Consider the following 18682-nt stretch of genomic DNA (forward strand, 5'->3'; position numbering starts at 1 on the left):
GCACCCGAGGGTGCGGCGGCCCCGTCGCGTTTCCGGCGGGCCCGTCGATCAGGGCTTGGCCGAAGGCGCGGGCGTCGCGGTCGAGCCGGGCCAGGACGGCTGGGCGGACGGCACGGTCATGCCGCCCTTGAGCGACTCCGCCATCTCGGTCAGCCGGGCCAGCGGAGCCGTACCGGTGACGACCGTGGTCACCCCATCGGCCTTGTCGCGGAGGACCAGGGCGTCGTACTTCTCGCCCTCCCAGCGCTCCCACGCCACCCCGTTGACCAGCTGGGTGCCGCCGGTGTTCACCGCCTTGAGCGTCACCTTCGACACGTACTTGGCGTACGGCTGCGTCGACTGCTCGATCGCGATGTACTCCCGGTCCGGGTCGAGGAAGCCGAGATGCCAGGCCGAGCCCGCGTTCCTGTCGTACCGGACCGAGGTCGGCTTCCAGCCCTGGGACAGCCCCTGGGGCGCCATCAGCGGATAGGGCGCCGCCCGCTGGGCCGTCACCAGCTCCATTCGGTAGTCGACCGGCTTGATCCGGTCCTCGTCGTCGTTCGGGAGGAAGAGATAGATCACCGCGACGACGGCCCCGATGACCGTCATCGACAGCACCATGTCCCGCACCGTCTGTTTGCCTCGCATACCTGCCACGCCCACCATGGTCGCATCCGGGTCGCGCGCTCAAACGTGGGCCCCACTGCTCATTGTGTCGACCTGACGATAGAGTCGAAGCACCCTCATTCCGGCCGTCGCCGTACAGAAAGGTGCGCTCCGATGACCGAGCACAATCTGCCGCCCCATCTGGAGGTCTCCCCCGAGGCCCCCGACCGCAACCTCGCCCTCGAACTCGTCCGGGTCACCGAGGCCGCCGCCATGGCGGCCGGCCGCTGGGTCGGCCGCGGCGACAAGAACGGTGCGGACGGGGCCGCGGTCAAGGCCATGCGCACCCTCGTCCACACCGTCTCGATGAACGGCATCGTCGTGATCGGCGAGGGCGAGAAGGACGAGGCGCCCATGCTCTTCAACGGCGAGCGGATCGGCGACGGCACCGGTGCGGAGTGCGATATCGCCGTCGACCCGATCGACGGGACGACGCTTACCGCCAAGGGCCAGCCGAACGCGATCGCCGTACTCGCGGCGGCCGACCGGGGCGCGATGTTCGACCCCTCGGCCGTCTTCTACATGGACAAGCTCGTCACCGGACCCGAGGCCGCCGACTACGTCGACATCGACGCGCCCGTCCCGGTCAATATCCGCCGGGTGGCGCGGGCCAAGGGCTGTATGCCCGAGGACGTCACCGTCGTCGTCCTGGACCGGCCGCGGCACGAGGGCATCGTCAAGGAGATCCGGGAGACCGGAGCCCGGATCAAGTTCATCTCCGACGGCGACGTGGCCGGGGCGATCATGGCGGTACGGGACGGTACCGGCGTGGATCTCCTGATGGGCATCGGCGGCACCCCCGAGGGCATCATCACCGCCTGTGCGATCAAGTGCCTCGGCGGCACGATCCAGGGCAAGCTCTGGCCCAAGGACGAGGCCGAGCGGCAGCGCGCGCTGGACGCGGGGCACGACCTCGACCGGGTGCTCTCCACGGACGACCTGGTCAGCGGGGACAACGTCTTCTTCGTCGCGACCGGGATCACGGACGGCGAACTGCTGCGCGGGGTGCGCTACCGGGCCGAGACCGCGACCACCCAGTCGCTGGTGATGCGCTCCAAGTCGGGCACCATCCGGCAGATCGACTCGACCCACCGGCTGTCCAAGCTCCGCGCCTACAGCCAGATCGACTTCGACCGCGCGCAGTAGCCCGCGCCCGGTAGCCCGACCCCGGTAATCCGACCCCGTCGCCCGCGCGGTACGCCGTACCGCCCGCGAAGTACCGCCCGCGCACCGACAGCCGCGAAGCGACGGCCGCGAAGTGCCGCCCGAGCCGCCGCCACGACCCAGGATCCCGCCGAACGGCGGGGCCCGGACCGTCGTATCGGCGGCTCAGGCCGCGGTGGTCTTCGCCTCGGCGGCGCGGCGCCTGCGGCGGGCCAGCAGCACCCGGCGCTCGGCCGCGGTCAGTCCGCCCCAGACGCCGTACGGCTCCGGCTGGAGCAGGGCGTGGTCCCGGCACTCGACCATGACGGGGCACCGGGCGCAGACCCGCTTCGCGGCCTCCTCGCGCGAGAGCCGTGCGGCCGTCGGCTCCTTGGAGGGGGCGAAGAACAGGCCGGCCTCGTCCCTCCGGCACACGGCTTCCGCGTGCCAGGGCCCGTCCTGGTCTTCCCTGGCGGGTACCCGCTGGGACGGAACGGCGGCCACCTGCAAGGACTGGTACGGCAGTTGCAGCACGGGTCTACTCCTGACGACGGCTTCGCGAGCGAGAGACGATGCAGCAGTCCCTACCCGCTGTACGCACGCCTATGCACTGAGTGGCACCCGGTTCCGGCGCATACCTCCGCGCACAAGGGGCTCACGGCCGGAAACCGACCCCGGCCCACACCCGCCCGCGTGGCCGTCAGCCGAGGTATTTCCGCAGGCGGTTATGGAGATCGGCGACCCGGCGGCCCCGCTTGGGACGCGCTTCGACATTGCCGAAAAACGAGTATCCGCTCACGATCACCACGGGCGCCTCGGGGTCGGGCGACTCCAGTCCGCGGATCTCGAAGTTCCCGAAGATCCCGCTGCCGTTGCCCCGCAGGGTGATGTTCTCCGGCACCCGTACCTCGACATTGCCGAAGACGGAGGTCGCGTTGATCACCGTGACGCGCTGCTGGAACAGCGCCTCGGTGAGGTCGATCTCGACACTGCCGAAGACCGAGAAGGCGTTGGTCCGCTTCCCGATGCTCCAGCGGCCCTTGCGGACGGTGCTGGAGAACACGGCGACCAGGTTGTCCGCCGGGGCGGCGTCGTCGTCGGGCCCGTAGGCGTACGGGGCGGACGCGCCCGCCGGCGCGGGCGCCGCCGCCGGAAGGTCCTGGACGATGGGCTGCAACTCGCCCAGGGTCTTGGCCCGGTAGACGGCCTCGATGCGCTCGGAGTGCTCCTCCGCGTCCAGCCGGCCCTCGGCCAGCGCGTCCCGGAGGATGTCGGCGATCCGGTCGCGGTCGGCGTCCGAGGCCCGGATCGCGCCGGAGGACCCGACTCCGGAGGAGGAGGGGGTGGCGGGGGCGGGCACGGGACCGGGCGCAGCGGGCGCGGTGGGCTGCTGGAGGTGGTGCTTTTCGAGGTCCACGGTCCCAGGGTAGCGATACGCGATAGATCGCGACCAGGGGCAACACCCCCGGGAGGCCCCGGGTTCCCGCAGGGGACATCCCCTACTGGTTCACCCGCCGGCCGGCCGGCGGTGCCTACTGAGCCTTACCTCACCGGTTCGGCCTTTCGGGCGCGTTCTACCCTGGGGGGCGCCGTCACCTATCGATGTCGTGCATATTGTCCGCAGTGTGAGGAATGGCCGTCATGCCGGAATTCGTGTACTCCGATCTGCTCCCCCTGGGGGAGGACACCACCCCCTACCGTCTGGTGACCTCCGAGGGCGTCTCCACCTTCGAGGCGGACGGGCGTACCTTCCTCAAGGTCGAGCCGGAGGCCCTGCGCCGGCTCGCGGCCGAGGCCATGCACGACATCTCCCACTATCTGCGCCCCGCGCACCTGGCCCAGCTGCGGCGGATCGTGGACGACCCGGAGGCGTCGTCCAATGACAAGTTCGTCGCGCTCGACCTGCTGAAGAACGCCAATATCGCCGCCGCGGGCGTGCTGCCGATGTGCCAGGACACCGGTACGGCGATCGTGATGGGCAAGCGGGGCCAGCACGTCCTCACCGAGGGCCGGGACGAGGAGGCCCTGTCGCGCGGTGTGTACGACGCGTACACCAAGCTCAATCTCCGCTACTCCCAGATGGCTCCACTGACCATGTGGGAGGAGAAGAACACCGGTTCCAACCTGCCCGCGCAGATCGAGCTGTACGCCACCGACGGCGGCGCCTACAAGTTCCTCTTCATGGCCAAGGGCGGCGGCTCCGCCAACAAGTCGTTCCTCTACCAGGAGACCAAGGCGGTCCTCAACGAGGCCGCGATGATGCGGTTCCTGGAGGAGAAGATCCGCTCCCTGGGCACGGCCGCGTGTCCGCCGTACCATCTGGCGATCGTCGTCGGCGGCACCTCCGCCGAGTACGCGCTCAAGACCGCCAAGTACGCCTCCGCGCACTATCTCGACGAGCTGCCCACCGAGGGCTCCCCGACCGGTCACGGCTTCCGGGACCAGGAGCTGGAGCAGAAGGTATTCGAGCTGACGCAGCGGATCGGGATCGGCGCGCAGTTCGGCGGCAAGTACTTCTGCCACGACGTACGGGTGGTCCGGCTGCCCCGGCACGGCGCGTCCCTGCCGGTCGCCATCGCCGTCTCCTGCTCCGCCGACCGGCAGGCGGTCGCGAAGATCACCGCCGAGGGCGTGTTCCTGGAGCAGCTGGAGACCGATCCGGCGCGCTTCCTGCCCGACACCACGCACGAGCAGCTCGACAACGGCGGCGACGTGGTCCGGATCGATCTGAACCGGCCCATGGACGAGGTGCTGGCCGAGCTGACCAAGTACCCGGTCAAGACCCGGCTCTCGCTCACCGGGCCGCTGGTCGTGGCGCGCGACATCGCCCACGCCAAGATCAAGGAGCGGCTCGACGCAGGCGAGGAGATGCCCTCGTATCTGAAGGACCACCCCGTCTACTACGCGGGCCCGGCGAAGACCCCCGAGGGGTACGCCTCCGGCTCCTTCGGGCCCACGACGGCGGGCCGGATGGACTCGTACGTCGAGCAGTTCCAGGCGGCGGGCGGCTCCAAGATCATGCTCGCCAAGGGCAACCGCAGCAAGCAGGTCACCGACGCCTGCGGCGCGCACGGCGGCTTCTATCTGGGGTCCATCGGCGGGCCCGCGGCCCGGCTCGCCCAGGACTGCATCAAGAAGGTGGAGGTCGTGGAGTACGAGGAGCTGGGCATGGAGGCGGTCTGGCGGATCGAGGTGGAGGACTTCCCGGCGTTCGTCGTCGTCGACGACAAGGGGAACGACTTCTTCACCGAGCCCGCGCCCGCGCCGACGTTCACCTCCATCCCGGTACGCGGCCCCGGCCTGGGCTGAAGGACCCGGGCGGGCGAACGGCCCGGGACCGGGCCGGCGGCCCAGGACCGGGCGGCGGACCCCACCGGCGCACAGCCCCGCGCCGGCGCCCGCCCGTCCCCGGGTGCGGTCGCCGGCGCGGGGAGCCGGATCAGGCGAACCGCTGGTTCGCGGCGCCGGTGCAGGGCCTCAGGCGCAGGGGCGCGCGGGACGCCTCTTGGGTCGCGCAGAGCGACGGGGCCGCCGCCGGGCGCAGGGTGCCGTCCGCCGGGGTGAAGCGCTGGTTGGCGGCGCCGGAGCAGTTCCAGACGATCAGCTCGGCGCCCGTACGGTAGTCCGCCCCGGGGACGTCGAGACAGCGGTCCTGGGTGAGCTCGGTATGGACCGAGCCCGCCGCCGGGTCCTGCCACCAGCCCTGGTTCCGTTCGCCGTGGCACTCCCAGCCGAAGACCTTCGTCCCGTTGCGGGTCGTGGACGCCTCGACGTCGACGCACTCACCCGTGGCCTGGTTCCGCAGCGGCTTGTAGGCGTCGTCCCAGGCCAGGTCGCGCAGGACCGGCCGGCCGTCGGAGTTGGACTCGGCGCAGCTGCCCTCCCGCAGGTTCGAGCCGTACATCTGGGTCAGACAGGTGGCGAAGGCGGCGTGGCCCCGGGCGTTGGGGTGGAAGGACTGCCGGGCGGTGTTCTCGTCCGGCGGGACCGGGTTGCCCAGTTCGAGATGGAGTCCGCGGGCCCAGGTGTCCTCCATGCAGACCTCGTGCCCGTGGAAGAGGCGCGAGTTGTCGAGATAGATCGCGCCGGTGGAGCGGGCGGCCTCGCGCATGCCCTTCTCGAAGGCCGGGACGGCGGTGTTGCGGGCCCAGACCGTATCGGCGTCGTACCCCATGCCGCCGCAGATCAGCTTGCCGGGGAACTTCGGGTTGTCCCGGAAGTCGGGGCCGATGGGGCCCGGGTAGCCCATGACGACGAGCTTGTAGTCGCCCTCCGCGTACCCCGCGTCGCGCATCACGGTCCGCAGATCGCGGACGGTCGCCTCGACCTTGGGCACCAGACCGTCGACCCGGGCCTGCCAGCCGGGGCCGTACTTGGGGGCGCACGGTCCCTGGAGGGTGACGTACCGCACCACGCAGTCGGTCATCACGGGGCCGAATTGGAGGTCGTCGTTGGCCCCGGCGACCAGGAGGACCATCTTGATCCGGGTATTGCGGGCCTTGATGGCCAGATTGTCGCTCTGGACCAGCTCGTCGGCGTACTGCCGCTGGCCGCCGATCCGGATATTGCCGGTAAAGGCACCGGAGCAGGCGACGTTGTAGGTGACGTCGGCGGGGATGCCGGTGCGGTGGATCGCGGCGTCGCGCGAGCGGTGGCACCAGTTGGACGGGCCGTCGGTCCCGGCCTCGTAGGGCGTTCCGACGCCCTCGCCGGAGATCTCGCTGTCGCCGAGGGAGATCAGTCCGGTCTTGCGGTCGCCGAGCGGCCGTTCCTGAGCGCTGCCGTACAGCTTGACGGCCTCCGCCGCGCGGATCGCCTCCAGCTCGGGCGTCAGCGGTACGGAGGCGACGGCGGCGGGCGCCCGCTCGCCGGTACGTCCCTGGTCGGCTCCGGCGCTCGGCGCGCTCAGTCCGACGAGTCCGGCCGCGACCGCGGCGACCGCGGCGATCCCGGCACGCAGTCTCCGCGCGGTGGTGCGTTTTCCATACGTCATGTGCGCCTCCCCGGCTCTTGGGTTACCCCGGGTTCTACTGGCAGGTAGCGCTCAGGGGAATAGGCAGAACAAGACAAGTGCTCACCTTTGCAGGAGCCTTGCAGGAGTCCTTCAGGAGGTACACAGCCCATGTCCGCACCGGAAACCGGCGTATCCCACGAGTCCGACTCCCCCGATGGCGCCGGTGGCGGGCGCTATCGCGTCGAGCACGACTCGATGGGCGAGGTCCGTGTCCCGGCCGACGCCAAGTGGCGGGCCCAGACCCAGCGGGCCGTGGCGAACTTCCCGGTCTCCGGGCAGCGTCTGGAGCACTCCCATATCGCGGCCCTGGCCCGGATCAAGGCGGCCGCGGCGACGGTCAACGCCCGGCTGGGGGTGCTGGACGGGGAGATCGCGGCGGCGATCGCCGCGGCGGCGGACGAGGTCGCGGGCGGGCGCTGGGACGACCAGTTCCCGGTGGACGTCTTCCAGACCGGCTCCGGCACCTCGTCCAATATGAACATGAACGAGGTGCTGGCGACCCTCGCCGAGGAGCGGCTGGGCCGTCCGGTCCACCCCAATGACCACGTCAACGCCTCCCAGTCGTCCAACGACGTCTTCCCCTCCTCCATCCACATCGCCGCGACGGCCGCGGTCACCGGGGATCTCGTACCGGCGCTGGAGCGTCTCGCGGGCGCGCTGGAGCGCAAGGCCGAGGAGTTCGCGTTGGTGGTGAAGTCCGGGCGGACCCATCTGATGGACGCCACCCCGGTCACACTCGGCCAGGAGTTCGGCGGGTACGCGGCCCAGGTGCGGTACGGCGTGGAGCGGCTGCGTACGGCGCTGCCCCGGCTGGCCGAGCTGCCGCTGGGCGGTACGGCGGTGGGTACGGGCATCAACACCCCGCCCGGCTTCTCGGCGGCCGTGATCGCGGAGGTCGCGGCGGCGACCGGGCTGCCGCTGACCGAGGCGCGCGACCACTTCGAGGCGCAGGGCGCGCGGGACGGCCTGGTGGAGACCTCGGGGCAGCTGCGGACGGTCGCGGTCTCCCTGACGAAGATCGCGAACGATCTGCGCTGGATGGCGAGCGGCCCCAGGACCGGGCTCGCCGAGATCAATCTGCCCGACCTCCAGCCCGGCTCCTCCATCATGCCGGGCAAGGTGAACCCGGTGGTCCCGGAGGCGGTGCTGATGGTCGCCGCGCAGGTGACGGGGAACGACACCACGGTGGCGGTGGCCGGAGCGGCGGGGAACTTCGAGCTGAACGTGATGCTGCCGGTGATGGCGAAGAACCTGCTGGAGTCGGTACGGCTGCTGGCGGCGGCGTCCCGGCTGCTCGCCGACCGCACCGTCGACGGCATCACGGCCAACGCCGAGCGGGCCCGGGAGTACGCGGAGTCGTCGCCGTCGGTCGTGACACCGCTCAACAAGTACATCGGGTACGAGGAGGCGGCGAAGGTCGCGAAGCGGTCCCTGGCGGAACGGAAGACCATTCGGGACGTGGTGCTGGAGTCGGGGTACGTGGAGCGGGGGGATGTCACGCTGGAGCAGCTGGACGAGGCGCTCGACGTCCTGCGGATGACGCGTCCCTGATCCCGGTGGCCGGATACGGGTGCGGGTCCGGAAGCCGGTCCGGGCCCGGGAGCGGATGCGGGTTGCGTCGCGTTGTGCGGGCCGTTCGCGGCCCGCCGCGCGATCCCTCGCGCCCCGAGATCACCCCCTGCCGGGCCGGGAGTGATCCTAAGATCTGGTCATGACAGGCACGGAGCAGCAGACGAGGGCCGGAGCGGTGCGGCGGTGGCGGGCGGGGGAGCACATCCTCTGGCGGTACCGGGATCACGGCGGGCCCGGCAGGCCCGCCGGGGACGCCGGGGACGCCGGCTTCGCGATCTGCCGGCCGGTGACCGTCGTCCGGGACACCCCGGATCTGCTCGCGGTCTGGCTGGCACCGGGCACGGAGTGCGTACGCCCGGCGCTGGCGGACGGCTCCCGGCTGCACGAGCAGCCGCTGGCCACCCGTTACACGGCCCCTCGTACCGCCGTACGCGACCGCTGGCAGGGCGCCGGGGTGCTCAAGCTGGCCCGGCCCGGCGAGCCCTGGTCGGTCTGGCTCTTCTGGGACGAGGGCTGGGCGTTCCGCAGCTGGTACGTCAACCTGGAGGAGCCCCGCACCCGGTGGAGTGACGGAATCGATTCCGAGGATCACTTTCTGGACATCTCGGTTTTCCCGGACCGCAGTTGGCTCTGGCACGACGAGGACGAGTTCGCCGAGGCCCAGCGCGCGGGCCTGGTGGGGCCGGAGAAGGCCGAACGGATCCGCCGGGCGGGCAGTGCCGCCGAGACGGCCCTGCGGGCCTGGGAGGCGCCCTTCTCGGACGGCTGGGAGAACTGGCGGCCCGACCCCTCGTGGGAGGTGCCGGGGCTGCCCGCGTCCTGGGGGCGCACGCCCGCGCGCGCGGCGTCCTGAGCGGCCCGCCGCGGCACGGCCACGGTGGCGCACGGAGTGGGGCGAAGTTCGAAAGAGGGACGAATGGCCCGCCCGCTCCGCAGATGTGCGGCTCCCTGCCCGGATGTGACCGAGATCGCGTCCGCAATCCGTCCGAGTCCGGTCCGAGAACGTACTCCGGTGCGGAGGACGTCGTGAGACTCTTGATGCGCCCCCAGGGGGCAAACGTAGGATCGTCGTCCACAAGGCTCGCCGTTCTGGGACTGTTCGGCAACCATGGAGCGCAGCGCAGGACCTGACCGTGGGTCATCGGCGTGCCGGCAACCAGTCGACGCGACGGGCACCGTACGTCGGATCAGCATGAGCATGTCGTCACACGCAGCACACACAGCACGAGACGAGTCACTACGAGGGGGTGGAGCCGTGCGGGATCTCTGTCATCCCCCCGGCGTCGCCCGCAGAGCGCGTATACGGCCCCCCGAGGCGTATGCATCGCACACCCGGCCCAGATGGACGGAATCCCACGCGTGACGGAGCAGCCCACCTCCCATGAAGGCCGGCAGCCCTTGGCTGCCCGGCCGCAGGAACGCACCCGGCCGCGGACGGAAGCGGCCGGCGGTACGGCGGTCTCCGCCGCGCTGTCCTCGCCCGTCCCGGCGCCGAACGGCCCGGTCGCCGGGGGTGTGCCGCATCCTCCCGCCGGCCCGGCGACCGCTCCGGGCGGACCCGGGGCGCCCGCCGGCCCCGGCGGTCCCGGCATGCCGCCAGGTTCGCCCGATCCCGCGGGTGCCGCCCGGCGCGAAGGCGACCGGCTGCGTTTCGTGGGCGCGGCGACCCGCCGGATCGCCCGCGGTATAGACATCGACGAGATCGTGCTGGGGCTCTGCCGGGCGACGGTGCCCACGTTCTCCGACGCGATCCTCGTCTATCTGCGCGACCCGCTGCCCGTCGGCGACGAGCGCCCGGTCTCCCCCTTCATCCTCCGGCTGCGCCGCACGGACCGGCTGCGTTTAGCTGAAGACGGTGCCGACTTCGGTGGTACGGGCCTGCTGCCCGTCATCGATCAGCACAACGAACTCACCCCGGCGGCCGAGCACTGCGAGGTCCGCTCCGGCGGCGCGCTCTCGGAGGTACTCCGCGGGGTACGGCCCGTCTTCGGCGACTCGGCGGCGGCCCGCGCCGCGCTGCCCGAGCTGCTGGGCGCGGACCGTACCGTGCCCAACGGCCACCGGGCGATCCTGGCCCCGCTGCGCGGGCGGCGCCGGGTGATCGGCGCCGCGGTCTTCCTGCGCCGTCCCGACCGGCCCGCCTTCGAGCCGAACGACCTCCTGGTCGCCGCCCAGCTCGCCACGCATACGGCGCTGGGCATCGACAAGGCGGTGCTGTACGGCCGGGAGGCGTATATCGCGGACGAGCTCCAGCGGACCATGCTGCCGGACTCCCTGCCCCAGCCGACCGGCGTCAAGCTGGCCTCGCGCTATCTGCCCGCGGCCGAGACGGCGCGGGTCGGCGGCGACTGGTACGACGCGATCCCGCTGCCCGGCAGCCGTGTCGCGCTCGTCGTCGGGGACGTCATGGGTCACTCCATGACCTCGGCCGCGATCATGGGCCAGCTGCGGACGACGGCCCAGACCCTGGCCGGTCTGGATCTGCCGCCGCAGGAGGTCCTGCACCACCTCGACGAGCAGGCCCAGCGGCTCGGTACGGACCGGATGGCGACCTGCATGTACGCGGTGTACGACCCGGTCTCGCACCGGATCACCATCGCCAACGCGGGCCACCCGCCGCCCATCCTGCTCCATCTGGGCGGCCGGGCCGAGGTGCTCAGGGTCCCCTCCGGCGCGCCGATCGGCGTCGGCGGGGTGGACTTCGAGGCGGTGGAGCTGGACGCCCCGGCCGGGGCCACCCTGCTGCTGTACACCGACGGCCTGGTGGAGTCCCGGCTGCGGGACGTCTGGACCGGGATCGAGCAGCTGCGGGAGCGGCTGCACGCCACCGCCCAGCTCACCGGATCGGACCACGCACCGCCGCTGGAGGCGCTCTGCGACGACGTCCTCGACATGCTGGGACCCGGTGACCGGGACGACGACATCGCCCTGCTCGCGGCCCGCTTCGACGGGATCGCGCCCAGCGACGTCGCCTACTGGTTCCTGGAACCGGAGGACGCCGCCCCGGGCCGGGCCCGGCGCCTCGCCCGGCGTGCCCTGACCCGTTGGGGCCTCGAAGAGCTGTCGGACTCGGTGGAACTGCTGGTGAGTGAGGTGGTGACCAACGCGGTCCGGTACGCGGAGCGCCCGGTCACGCTGCGGTTGCTGCGGACGGATGTCCTGCGGTGCGAGGTCGGCGACGACTCGCCGCAGCTCCCCCGGCAGCGCAAGGCCCGGGACACCGACGAGGGCGGACGCGGGCTGTTCCTGGTGAACCGCCTGGCCAGGAGGTGGGGTGCCACCCGGCTCTCCGGCGGCAAGGTGGTCTGGTTCGAGCTGCCCACCCGTCTCTGACGGGGGGCGGCGGCGGGTACGGAGAGTCACGACCCCGCCCGGGTACGCCCGGGCGGGGGCACGGAGACGGCGACCGGTTGCCGACATGGTGTCGGCGTCGTGTACTGGGGTACACGGCGGCCGTAGCGACCCAGCCATGTCTCCCGACGGGAGTACGTTCGTGACCGACACCCCCTACACCACCAACAACGCCGGTATTCCGGTGGAGAGCGACGAGCATTCGCTCACCATCGGCTCCGACGGCCCGGTCCTGCTCCAGGATCACTATCTGATCGAGAAGATGGCCCAGTTCAACCGGGAACGGGTCCCCGAGCGGGTGGTGCACGCCAAGGGATCCGGCGCGTACGGCTTCTTCGAGGTGACGAACGACGTCAGCCAGTTCACCAAGGCGGACGTCTTCCAGCCCGGGAAGCGCACCGAGATGCTGGCCCGGTTCTCGACCGTCGCCGGTGAGCAGGGCTCGCCCGACACCTGGCGCGACCCGCGCGGGTTCGCCCTGAAGTTCTACACCGAGCACGGCAACTACGACATGGTCGGCAACAACACGCCGGTCTTCTTCGTCCGCGACTCGCAGAAGTTCCAGGACTTCATCCGCTCGCAGAAGCGCCATCCGGCGACCGGGCTGCGCGACAACGACATGCAGTGGGACTTCTGGACCCTCTCCCCCGAGACGGCGCACCAGGTGACCTGGCTGATGGGCGACCGCGGCGTCCCGAAGTCGTACCGCTTCATGAACGGCTACAGCTCCCACACCTATATGTGGGTCAACGCCGGCGGCGAGCGGTTCTGGGTGAAGTACCACTTCAAGACCGACCAGGGGGTGGACTTCTTCACCCAGGCCGAGGCGGACGAGCTGGCCGGGTCGGACGCGGACCGGCACCGCCGGGATCTGCACGAGGCGATCGAGTCCGGGAACGCCCCGAGCTGGACGCTGTACATGCAGATCATGCCGTTCGACGACGCGCCGGACTACCGCTTCAACCCCTTCGACCTGACGAAGGTGTGGCCGCACGGCGACTATCCGCTGATCGAGGTCGGCCGGATGGTGCTGAACCGCAATCCGGACGACTTCTTCGTCCATATCGAGCAGGCCGCGTTCGAGCCGTCGAACCTGGTCCCCGGCATCGGTCCGTCGCCGGACAAGATGCTGCTGGGCCGGCTGTTCTCCTATCCGGACACCCATCGGTACCGGATCGGCCCGAATTACGCCCAGCTCCCGCCGAACCGGCCGCATTCGGTGGTCAACTCGTACGCCAAGGACGGCCCGATGCGGTACGAGCCGGCCAACACGGCCCGGCCGTACGCGCCGAACTCGTACGGCGGCCCCGCCGCGGACACCGCGCGGTTCGGCGAGATCGCGGGCTGGGCGAGCGCGGGCGAGATGGTCCGGGAGGCGTACGCGCTGCACCGGGAGGACGACGACTGGGGCCAGGCGGGCACGCTGGTCCGGGAGGTCCTCGACGACGCGGCCCGGGACCGGCTGGTGTCGAACATCTCCGGGCATCTGCTGCAGGGCGTCTCCCGGCCGGTGCTGGAGCGGGCGTTCCAGTACTGGCGGAACGTCGACCAGAAGATCGGCGACCGGGTCGCGGAGGCGGTCGGCAACGCCTGACCGTCGAGGACGGGGTCAGGAGTTCGGCGGTCTGACCGGGCGGGTGCCGGGGTCACCGGGGTTGGGAGGCTGTTCTCCCCCGGGGTCGCCGGGGCCGCCCGGTTCACCCGGTCCCTGGGGGTCGCTGGGCGACGGCGACGGGGTCACCGGCCGGGTGCTCTGCGACGGCGACGGGGCGGGGTCGACCGGCGACTGCGACGTACGGGACGGGGTCGGCTCCGGCTCCCGGGCCGACTCCTCGGCGCTGGGCGTCGGCGAGGGCTCGGGCGACGCGGACGGCGACGGCGCGGGCTCGCCGCGGGCCGGGTCGTCGACCTTCAGATCGAACCGCTCACGGGACTCGGCGGCGCCGAGCGCCTCGGAGGTGTACGCCTTCCAGATCTTGGCCGGGACGCCGCCGCCGTTGGCACGGCCCGGGTTGATGGCGTCGGTGAGGGTCTCCTGGCCGGTGCCGTCGGGCTTCTCGCCGAAGAGTCCGACGGCGGTCACCAGGGTCGGGGTGTAGCCGACGAACCAGGCCGAGCGGTTGTTCTCGGAGGTACCGGTCTTGCCCGCCGCGTCGTACGAGCCCCCGGCGCGCCGTCCGGAGCCGTCCTCGACGACGCCCTCCATGGAGGCGGTGACGGTGTCGGCGGTACCGCGGGAGATCACCTGCTCGCCGATCGGGTCCTTCAGCTGCGCCTTGCGGGCCCGGTGCTCGGCGGAGGCCACGATGGACGGGGTGACCTTCTTGCCGTGGTTGTCGAAGGTGGCGTAGACCCCGGCCATGTCCCAGGTGGAGGCGAGCATTGTGCCGAGGGACATGGCGGGCGCGATCGGCCAGCCGTCGCCGTCGCGCAACCCCAGGTCGAGGGCGGTGTCCTTGGTCTTGTCCGGGCCGACGTCCACGATCATCTGGGCGTAGACCGAGTTCACCGAGTGATTGGTGGCCTTCTGAACGGTGATCCGTTCGCCCCAGTTCCGGTTGTCCTCGTTCTGCGGGTTGAACGGGGTGTCGCCGCCGACAACCCGGCGCTTGCTGGTGCCGTCGTAGATCGCGTTGAGCCCGATCGGTTCGCCGCCCTGGGTCACGGCCTCGTTCTCCAGGGCGGAGGCGAGGACGACGGGCTTGAAGGTCGACGCGGGCTGGTAGTCGCGGCGGGTGGCGTTGGAGAGCCAGTGCTCGGTGGCCCCGACCCCGCCGTACAGGGCGACGACCTTGCCGGTCCTCGCCTCGACGGAGGTGGCCCCGGCCTGCACGGTGGCGGCCCGCTTGTTCTTCTCGCGGTCGAGCTTGGACTCCAGCTCCTTCGCGACCGCCGCCTCCAGCTCCTTCTGCTTCTCCCGGTCGATGTTGAGGGTGATCGTCCAGCCGCCGGCCTTGATGTCCTCCTCGTCGACGCCCTGCCGGGCGAGTTCGGCGTTGGCCGCCTCGACGAGATAGCCGGTCTGGCCCTCCATCCCGGGCGCGGCCCTGGGGGCCTTGGGCACCTGGAACTTCTGGGCGTCCCGTACGGACCGGTCGAGCTTGCCCATCTCGACCATGTTGTCGAGGACGTAGCCCCAGCGTTCGGTCACCAGCTTCTTGCCGGTCTCGGACGCGAGCGCCCAGTCGTACTGGTTCGGGGCCTGGAGCAGGGCGGCGAGATAGGCGGCCTGGGAGACGTTCAGATCGGCCGCGTCGACCCGGTAGTACGCCTGCGCCGCGGCCTGGATGCCGTAGGCGCCGCGCCCGTAGTAGCTGGTGTTGATATAGCCGGCGAGGATCTCGTCCTTGGACTTCTCCCGGTCGACCTTGAGGGCGATCACCAGCTCCTTGAGCTTGCGGCTGACCGTCTGCTCCTGGCTGAGGTAGTAGTTCTTGACGTACTGCTGGGTGATCGTCGAGCCACCCTGCTTGCCCTTGCCGGAGATCGTGTTCAGCACACCGCGGGCGGTGCCCTTGAAGTCGATGCCGCTGTCCTTGTAGAAGCCCTTGTTCTCGGCGGCGACGAAGGTGAGGCGGACGTCCTCCGAGAGCTGGTCGAGGCCGATGATCTCGCGGTTGATCTCGCCGGTCCTGGCGAGGATGGTGCCGTCGCTGTACTTGTAGACGTTCGACTCCATCTCGGCCTGGGCGTTCGCCGCCGGGACCGGGACCATCATGTAGATCACCGCGAAGGCGCCCGCGCCGAGGAGGACGAGACCGAAGAAGGTGCCCAGCATCTTCTTCCAGGTGAAGAGGCGTCGTATGCCCGTGCGCCCGCTCTTCCCGCCGCGGCGCGCCGTGCGCCGGCGGGTCCGCCGTTCGTCCGCTCGGCCCATCGCTCGTCCGCTCCGCTCTTCTGCTCGTTCACACCGAAGTTCTCCGTCGTCCCCGACGGGCGGACGGCCGGACGGCCCTGTCGGTTCCGTCCCACTCGTCCTTCTTCGAGGCAGCTCAGAAAACTAACACCGTCCTACCGGAAAAAATCTGACTGATCCGATCATTCCGGACGTGAGAATCAGCACCCCGTCCACAGGAATCGACTCCCGGTGGCTGCGGATGGTTGCCGCATGGATTAATGTGTAATCACATTGCTAGCAGCGGGGGCCGGCCGGAAGCGGGGCGGACTCCGGGGAAACACAGGGGGGTTCGATGTCCCACGACATCGCGACAGCAGGGCACCAGGCGCCGGGGATGCCCGCACCGGGCGTACGGGAGTTCCCGGCCCGCAGCATCGGCGGCGGGCTCGCCCTGCTGCTCGGCGTGGCCGGGGTCGCCGCGGGCGCCCTGGCCGTGGTCGTGGCGGCGCTGGTGGATTCCGGGGCGGCACAGGCGGTGCTGATCGTCGTCGGGATCGTGGTGGCGGCCCTCTCGATCGTCGCCATGGCCGGGCTGAACATGGTGGCGCCCGGCGAGGCCAGAGTCGTCCAGCTCTTCGGCCGTTACCGGGGCACGATCCGCACCGACGGCCTGCGCTGGGTCAATCCGCTGACCTCCCGCGAGCGGATCTCCACCCGGGTCCGCAACCACGAGACCGCGGTCCTCAAGGTCAACGACGCCTACGGCAACCCGATCGAGCTGGCCGCGGTGGTGGTCTGGAAGGTCGAGGACACCGCGCAGGCGATGTTCGAGGTGGACGACTTCCTGGAGTTCGTCTCCACCCAGACCGAGGCGGCGGTCCGCCATATCGCCATCGAGTACCCGTACGACGCCCATGACGAGAACGGTCTGTCCCTGCGGGGCAACGCCGAGGAGATCACCGAGAAGCTGGGGCTCGAACTGCACGCCCGGGTCGAGGCGGCCGGGGTCCGGATCATCGAGTCCCGGTTCACACATCTCGCCTACGCGCCCGAGATCGCGTCCGCGATGCTCCAGCGCCAGCAGGCCGGCGCGGTGGTGGCCGCGCGGCGGCAGATCGTGGACGGGGCGGTCGGGATGGTGGAGGCGGCGCTGCACCGCCTCACCGAGCAGGACATCGTCGATCTCGACCCGGAGCGGAAGGCCGCGATGGTCTCCAACCTGATGGTCGTCCTGTGCGGTGACCGCTCGGCGCAGCCCGTCATCAACACGGGCACGCTCTACCAGTGACCCCCGCGCCCCCGCCGCCACCGCCACCGCCGCGTAAACAGGTCCTGCTCCGGCTCGACCCGGCGGTGTACGAGGCCCTCGCCCGCTGGGCGTCGGACGAGTTGCGCAGCACCAACGCGCAGATCGAGTTCCTGCTGCGCCGGGCGCTGGCGGAGGAGGGCCGGCTGCCGGGCGCGGCGTCCCCGATCCGCAGACGGGGGCGCCCACCGAAGGCAGTGGAGGCTCCGGGGGACGGCGAGGGATCCGGCCCCGGGACCGAAGGCGGGGAAAGGGACGAGGCCGGGGACGGGGACGGCTGAGTGGCCGCGCGGGCGTCGTACGCGACGTCCGTTTCCCGCCGGATCCGGCGCCCGCGCTTCGCCAGGATCATTGACATGAACCGAATCGAAGGAAAAGCAGCGCTGGTCACGGGTGGTGGCCGGGGTATCGGCGCCGCCGTCGCGGTACGCCTCGCCGAGCAGGGCGCCGATGTCGCGATCACCTACGCGCGGGACGCGGAACGGGCCGCTGATGTCGTGGCCCGGATCGAGAAGACCGGCCGCCAGGGCCTCGCCGTCCGGGCCGACAGCGCCGACCCGGACGCGGTCGGGACGGCGGTGGAGCGCGCCGCGGCGGCGTTCGGCGGGCTCGACATCCTGGTGAACAACGCCGCGGAGTTCGCCGTCGGGCCGCTGGAGGAGCTGACCGACGAGCAGATCGACCGCACGCTGCGGGTGAACGTCCGGGCGCCGCTGCTGGCGGCGAGGGCCGCGCTGCCGCGGATGGCCGACGGCGGCCGGATCATCGGCATCGGCAGCAATGTGACGGGGTACGTCCCCTTCCCCGGCTTCTCGCTCTACTCGGCGAGCAAGGCGGCGCTCATCGGGATGACCAAGGCGCTGGCGCGCGAGGTGGGCGGGCGGGGCATCACGGTGAACGTGGTCCACCCGGGGGCGACGGACACCGAGATGAACCCCGCCGACGGCCCGATGGCGGAGTCGATCCGCGGCTACACGGCGGTGGGGCGGTACGCGCGACCGGACGAGGTGGCCGCGATGGTGGCGTATCTCGCGGGGCCGGACGCGGGGTACGTGACGGGGGCGCAGTTCGCCGTGGACGGCGGCTTCACGGCGTAGCCCGTCCGCCTCCCGGGGGCGGTGATCAGGTCATCCAGGTGGCGCCGGGGTTCCCACCATTGCCAAAGGCACAGGTGGGGCCCCCGGCGCCCCCGAAAGCCTCAGGACACCCGGGTCATGGTGGAGTCGTAGCCGCCGCCACCGGGGTATACCCACGCGCCGGACAGGGTGTCGCCGTCGGGGGTGAAGGTGGCCTTGTAGAAGGCCGGGGAGCCCTTCTCGCCGCCCCAGATGGTGAGCGTGTCGCCCTCGATCTCGTAGACGTAGTCGAAGGTATTGCCCTGGCTGTCGTAGTACCGCGAGCGGATGTCGTCGCCCGGCCGCTCGGCGCCGAACTCCTTGAGCCGGCCGATGACCTCGACGCCCACGACCGGCTGCCCGTACTGCTTCAGTTCGATGTCCTGGAGGAGGAAGAAGCCGCCCTCCAGCCAACGGTAGGTGACCGTGCCCTCGGCGCCGCCGGTGACGCGCCAGGTGCCGACGAGCCTGCCGAGCGCCCGCAGGGCGGCGTCCGGGCCGGGAGTCTCGGGGGTTTCGGGGGTCTCGGGGGTGGTGCGCTCGGTCATGGGGAGCCGTTCCATTCACCGGGCGGCGCGGTGCCGCCGTCGTGCCCGTGTGACGGGCGGCCCGGGGGAAAGGAATCGGCGGGGGGGGGGGGGGGGGGGGGCCCCGAGCCCGCGGGGGGGGCGAACCCGGCCGACACCCGGGGGGAG

The 18682-nt window shown here is 71.2% G+C and carries 15 protein-coding genes; 9 read left to right on the top strand and 6 right to left on the bottom strand.

What is annotated here, in order from left to right; translation table 11 throughout:
- Positions 1–48: 48 nt before the first annotated feature.
- On the bottom strand, positions 49–630 hold the full coding sequence (locus tag ACFXG1_RS17085; RefSeq protein WP_384718940.1) for a DUF4245 domain-containing protein: 582 nt from the start codon (positions 628–630) through the stop codon (positions 49–51).
- Positions 631–762: 132 nt separating this feature from the next.
- Between ACFXG1_RS17085 and glpX the strand changes: the two genes are divergently transcribed.
- Positions 763–1794, top strand: a complete 1032-nt coding sequence (glpX, locus tag ACFXG1_RS17090) for a class II fructose-bisphosphatase (protein ID WP_384718932.1) — start codon at positions 763–765, stop codon at positions 1792–1794.
- Positions 1795–1977: 183 nt separating this feature from the next.
- Here glpX and ACFXG1_RS17095 read toward each other — a convergent pair whose 3' ends face one another.
- Both ACFXG1_RS17095 and ACFXG1_RS17100 read right to left on the bottom strand, forming a co-directional pair.
- Positions 1978–2325, bottom strand: coding sequence for a WhiB family transcriptional regulator (locus ACFXG1_RS17095; RefSeq protein ID WP_384718934.1), 348 nt, complete (start codon positions 2323–2325; stop codon positions 1978–1980).
- Between the two features lie 166 nt (positions 2326–2491).
- Positions 2492–3208, bottom strand: a complete 717-nt coding sequence (locus ACFXG1_RS17100) for a DUF1707 domain-containing protein (protein ID WP_384718936.1) — start codon at positions 3206–3208, stop codon at positions 2492–2494.
- Positions 3209–3432: 224 nt separating this feature from the next.
- Here ACFXG1_RS17100 and ACFXG1_RS17105 point away from each other — a divergent pair, with 224 nt between their 5' ends.
- Positions 3433–5100 (top strand): fumarate hydratase, encoded by a 1668-nt coding sequence (locus tag ACFXG1_RS17105; protein ID WP_384718938.1) that lies wholly within the window; start codon positions 3433–3435, stop codon positions 5098–5100.
- 130 nt (positions 5101–5230) lie between these two features.
- On the opposite strand, the gene ACFXG1_RS17110 is transcribed toward ACFXG1_RS17105, so the two are convergent.
- Complete coding sequence (locus ACFXG1_RS17110) at positions 5231–6784, bottom strand: ricin-type beta-trefoil lectin domain protein (RefSeq protein WP_384743281.1); 1554 nt, start codon at positions 6782–6784, stop codon at positions 5231–5233.
- Positions 6785–6913: 129 nt separating this feature from the next.
- Between ACFXG1_RS17110 and ACFXG1_RS17115 the strand changes: the two genes are divergently transcribed.
- From ACFXG1_RS17115 to ACFXG1_RS17130, 4 genes are all read left to right on the top strand, one after another.
- On the top strand, positions 6914–8356 hold the full coding sequence (locus ACFXG1_RS17115) for a class II fumarate hydratase (RefSeq protein WP_384721163.1): 1443 nt from the start codon (positions 6914–6916) through the stop codon (positions 8354–8356).
- Between the two features lie 160 nt (positions 8357–8516).
- Positions 8517–9230 (top strand): DUF402 domain-containing protein, encoded by a 714-nt coding sequence (locus ACFXG1_RS17120; RefSeq protein WP_384710307.1) that lies wholly within the window; start codon positions 8517–8519, stop codon positions 9228–9230.
- Between the two features lie 506 nt (positions 9231–9736).
- Entirely contained in the window at positions 9737–11710 is a 1974-nt protein-coding gene (locus tag ACFXG1_RS17125; RefSeq protein WP_384710310.1) for a SpoIIE family protein phosphatase, read from the top strand.
- A gap of 136 nt (positions 11711–11846) precedes the next feature.
- The gene (locus tag ACFXG1_RS17130; RefSeq protein ID WP_384710313.1) at positions 11847–13322 is read left to right on the top strand and encodes a catalase; all 1476 of its coding nucleotides are present in this window, start codon (positions 11847–11849) and stop codon (positions 13320–13322) included.
- A gap of 15 nt (positions 13323–13337) precedes the next feature.
- Here the strand turns inward: ACFXG1_RS17130 and ACFXG1_RS17135 are convergent, their stop codons facing one another.
- Positions 13338–15605: a transglycosylase domain-containing protein gene (locus ACFXG1_RS17135; protein WP_384743287.1), complete on the bottom strand. Its 2268-nt coding sequence runs from the start codon at positions 15603–15605 to the stop codon at positions 13338–13340.
- A 313-nt stretch (positions 15606–15918) separates the two neighbouring features.
- Here ACFXG1_RS17135 and ACFXG1_RS17140 point away from each other — a divergent pair, with 313 nt between their 5' ends.
- From ACFXG1_RS17140 to ACFXG1_RS17150, 3 genes are all read left to right on the top strand, one after another.
- Positions 15919–16854, top strand: a complete 936-nt coding sequence (locus ACFXG1_RS17140; protein ID WP_384718909.1) for an SPFH domain-containing protein — start codon at positions 15919–15921, stop codon at positions 16852–16854.
- Positions 16851–17153, top strand: coding sequence for a hypothetical protein (locus ACFXG1_RS17145; protein ID WP_384718910.1), 303 nt, complete (start codon positions 16851–16853; stop codon positions 17151–17153). The genes ACFXG1_RS17140 and ACFXG1_RS17145 overlap by 4 nt, the downstream gene beginning before the upstream one ends.
- Before the next feature lie 75 nt (positions 17154–17228).
- The gene (locus ACFXG1_RS17150) at positions 17229–17969 is read left to right on the top strand and encodes an SDR family NAD(P)-dependent oxidoreductase (protein ID WP_384718912.1); all 741 of its coding nucleotides are present in this window, start codon (positions 17229–17231) and stop codon (positions 17967–17969) included.
- A 101-nt stretch (positions 17970–18070) separates the two neighbouring features.
- On the opposite strand, the gene ACFXG1_RS17155 is transcribed toward ACFXG1_RS17150, so the two are convergent.
- Complete coding sequence (locus ACFXG1_RS17155; protein WP_384718914.1) at positions 18071–18535, bottom strand: hypothetical protein; 465 nt, start codon at positions 18533–18535, stop codon at positions 18071–18073.
- Between the last annotated feature and the right edge of the window lie 147 nt (positions 18536–18682).

The organism is Streptomyces sp. NPDC059248 (assembly GCF_042753905.1).
In the GTDB taxonomy this organism is placed as follows: domain Bacteria; phylum Actinomycetota; class Actinomycetes; order Streptomycetales; family Streptomycetaceae; genus Streptomyces.

Excerpts from the sequence above, each read along its gene's own strand:
- ACFXG1_RS17085 (WP_384718940.1), bottom strand. The coding sequence starts at position 630 with ATGCGAGGCAAACAGACGGTGCGGGACATGGTGCTGTCGATGACGGTC.
- glpX (WP_384718932.1), top strand. The coding sequence starts at position 763 with ATGACCGAGCACAATCTGCCGCCCCATCTGGAGGTCTCCCCCGAGGCC.
- ACFXG1_RS17105 (WP_384718938.1), top strand. The coding sequence starts at position 3,433 with ATGCCGGAATTCGTGTACTCCGATCTGCTCCCCCTGGGGGAGGACACC.
- ACFXG1_RS17110 (WP_384743281.1), bottom strand. The coding sequence starts at position 6,784 with ATGACGTATGGAAAACGCACCACCGCGCGGAGACTGCGTGCCGGGATC.
- ACFXG1_RS17115 (WP_384721163.1), top strand. The coding sequence starts at position 6,914 with ATGTCCGCACCGGAAACCGGCGTATCCCACGAGTCCGACTCCCCCGAT.
- ACFXG1_RS17120 (WP_384710307.1), top strand. The coding sequence starts at position 8,517 with ATGACAGGCACGGAGCAGCAGACGAGGGCCGGAGCGGTGCGGCGGTGG.
- ACFXG1_RS17130 (WP_384710313.1), top strand. The coding sequence starts at position 11,847 with ATGTCTCCCGACGGGAGTACGTTCGTGACCGACACCCCCTACACCACC.
- ACFXG1_RS17135 (WP_384743287.1), bottom strand. The coding sequence starts at position 15,605 with ATGGGCCGAGCGGACGAACGGCGGACCCGCCGGCGCACGGCGCGCCGC.
- ACFXG1_RS17140 (WP_384718909.1), top strand. The coding sequence starts at position 15,919 with ATGTCCCACGACATCGCGACAGCAGGGCACCAGGCGCCGGGGATGCCC.
- ACFXG1_RS17150 (WP_384718912.1), top strand. The coding sequence starts at position 17,229 with ATGAACCGAATCGAAGGAAAAGCAGCGCTGGTCACGGGTGGTGGCCGG.
- ACFXG1_RS17155 (WP_384718914.1), bottom strand. The coding sequence starts at position 18,535 with ATGACCGAGCGCACCACCCCCGAGACCCCCGAAACCCCCGAGACTCCC.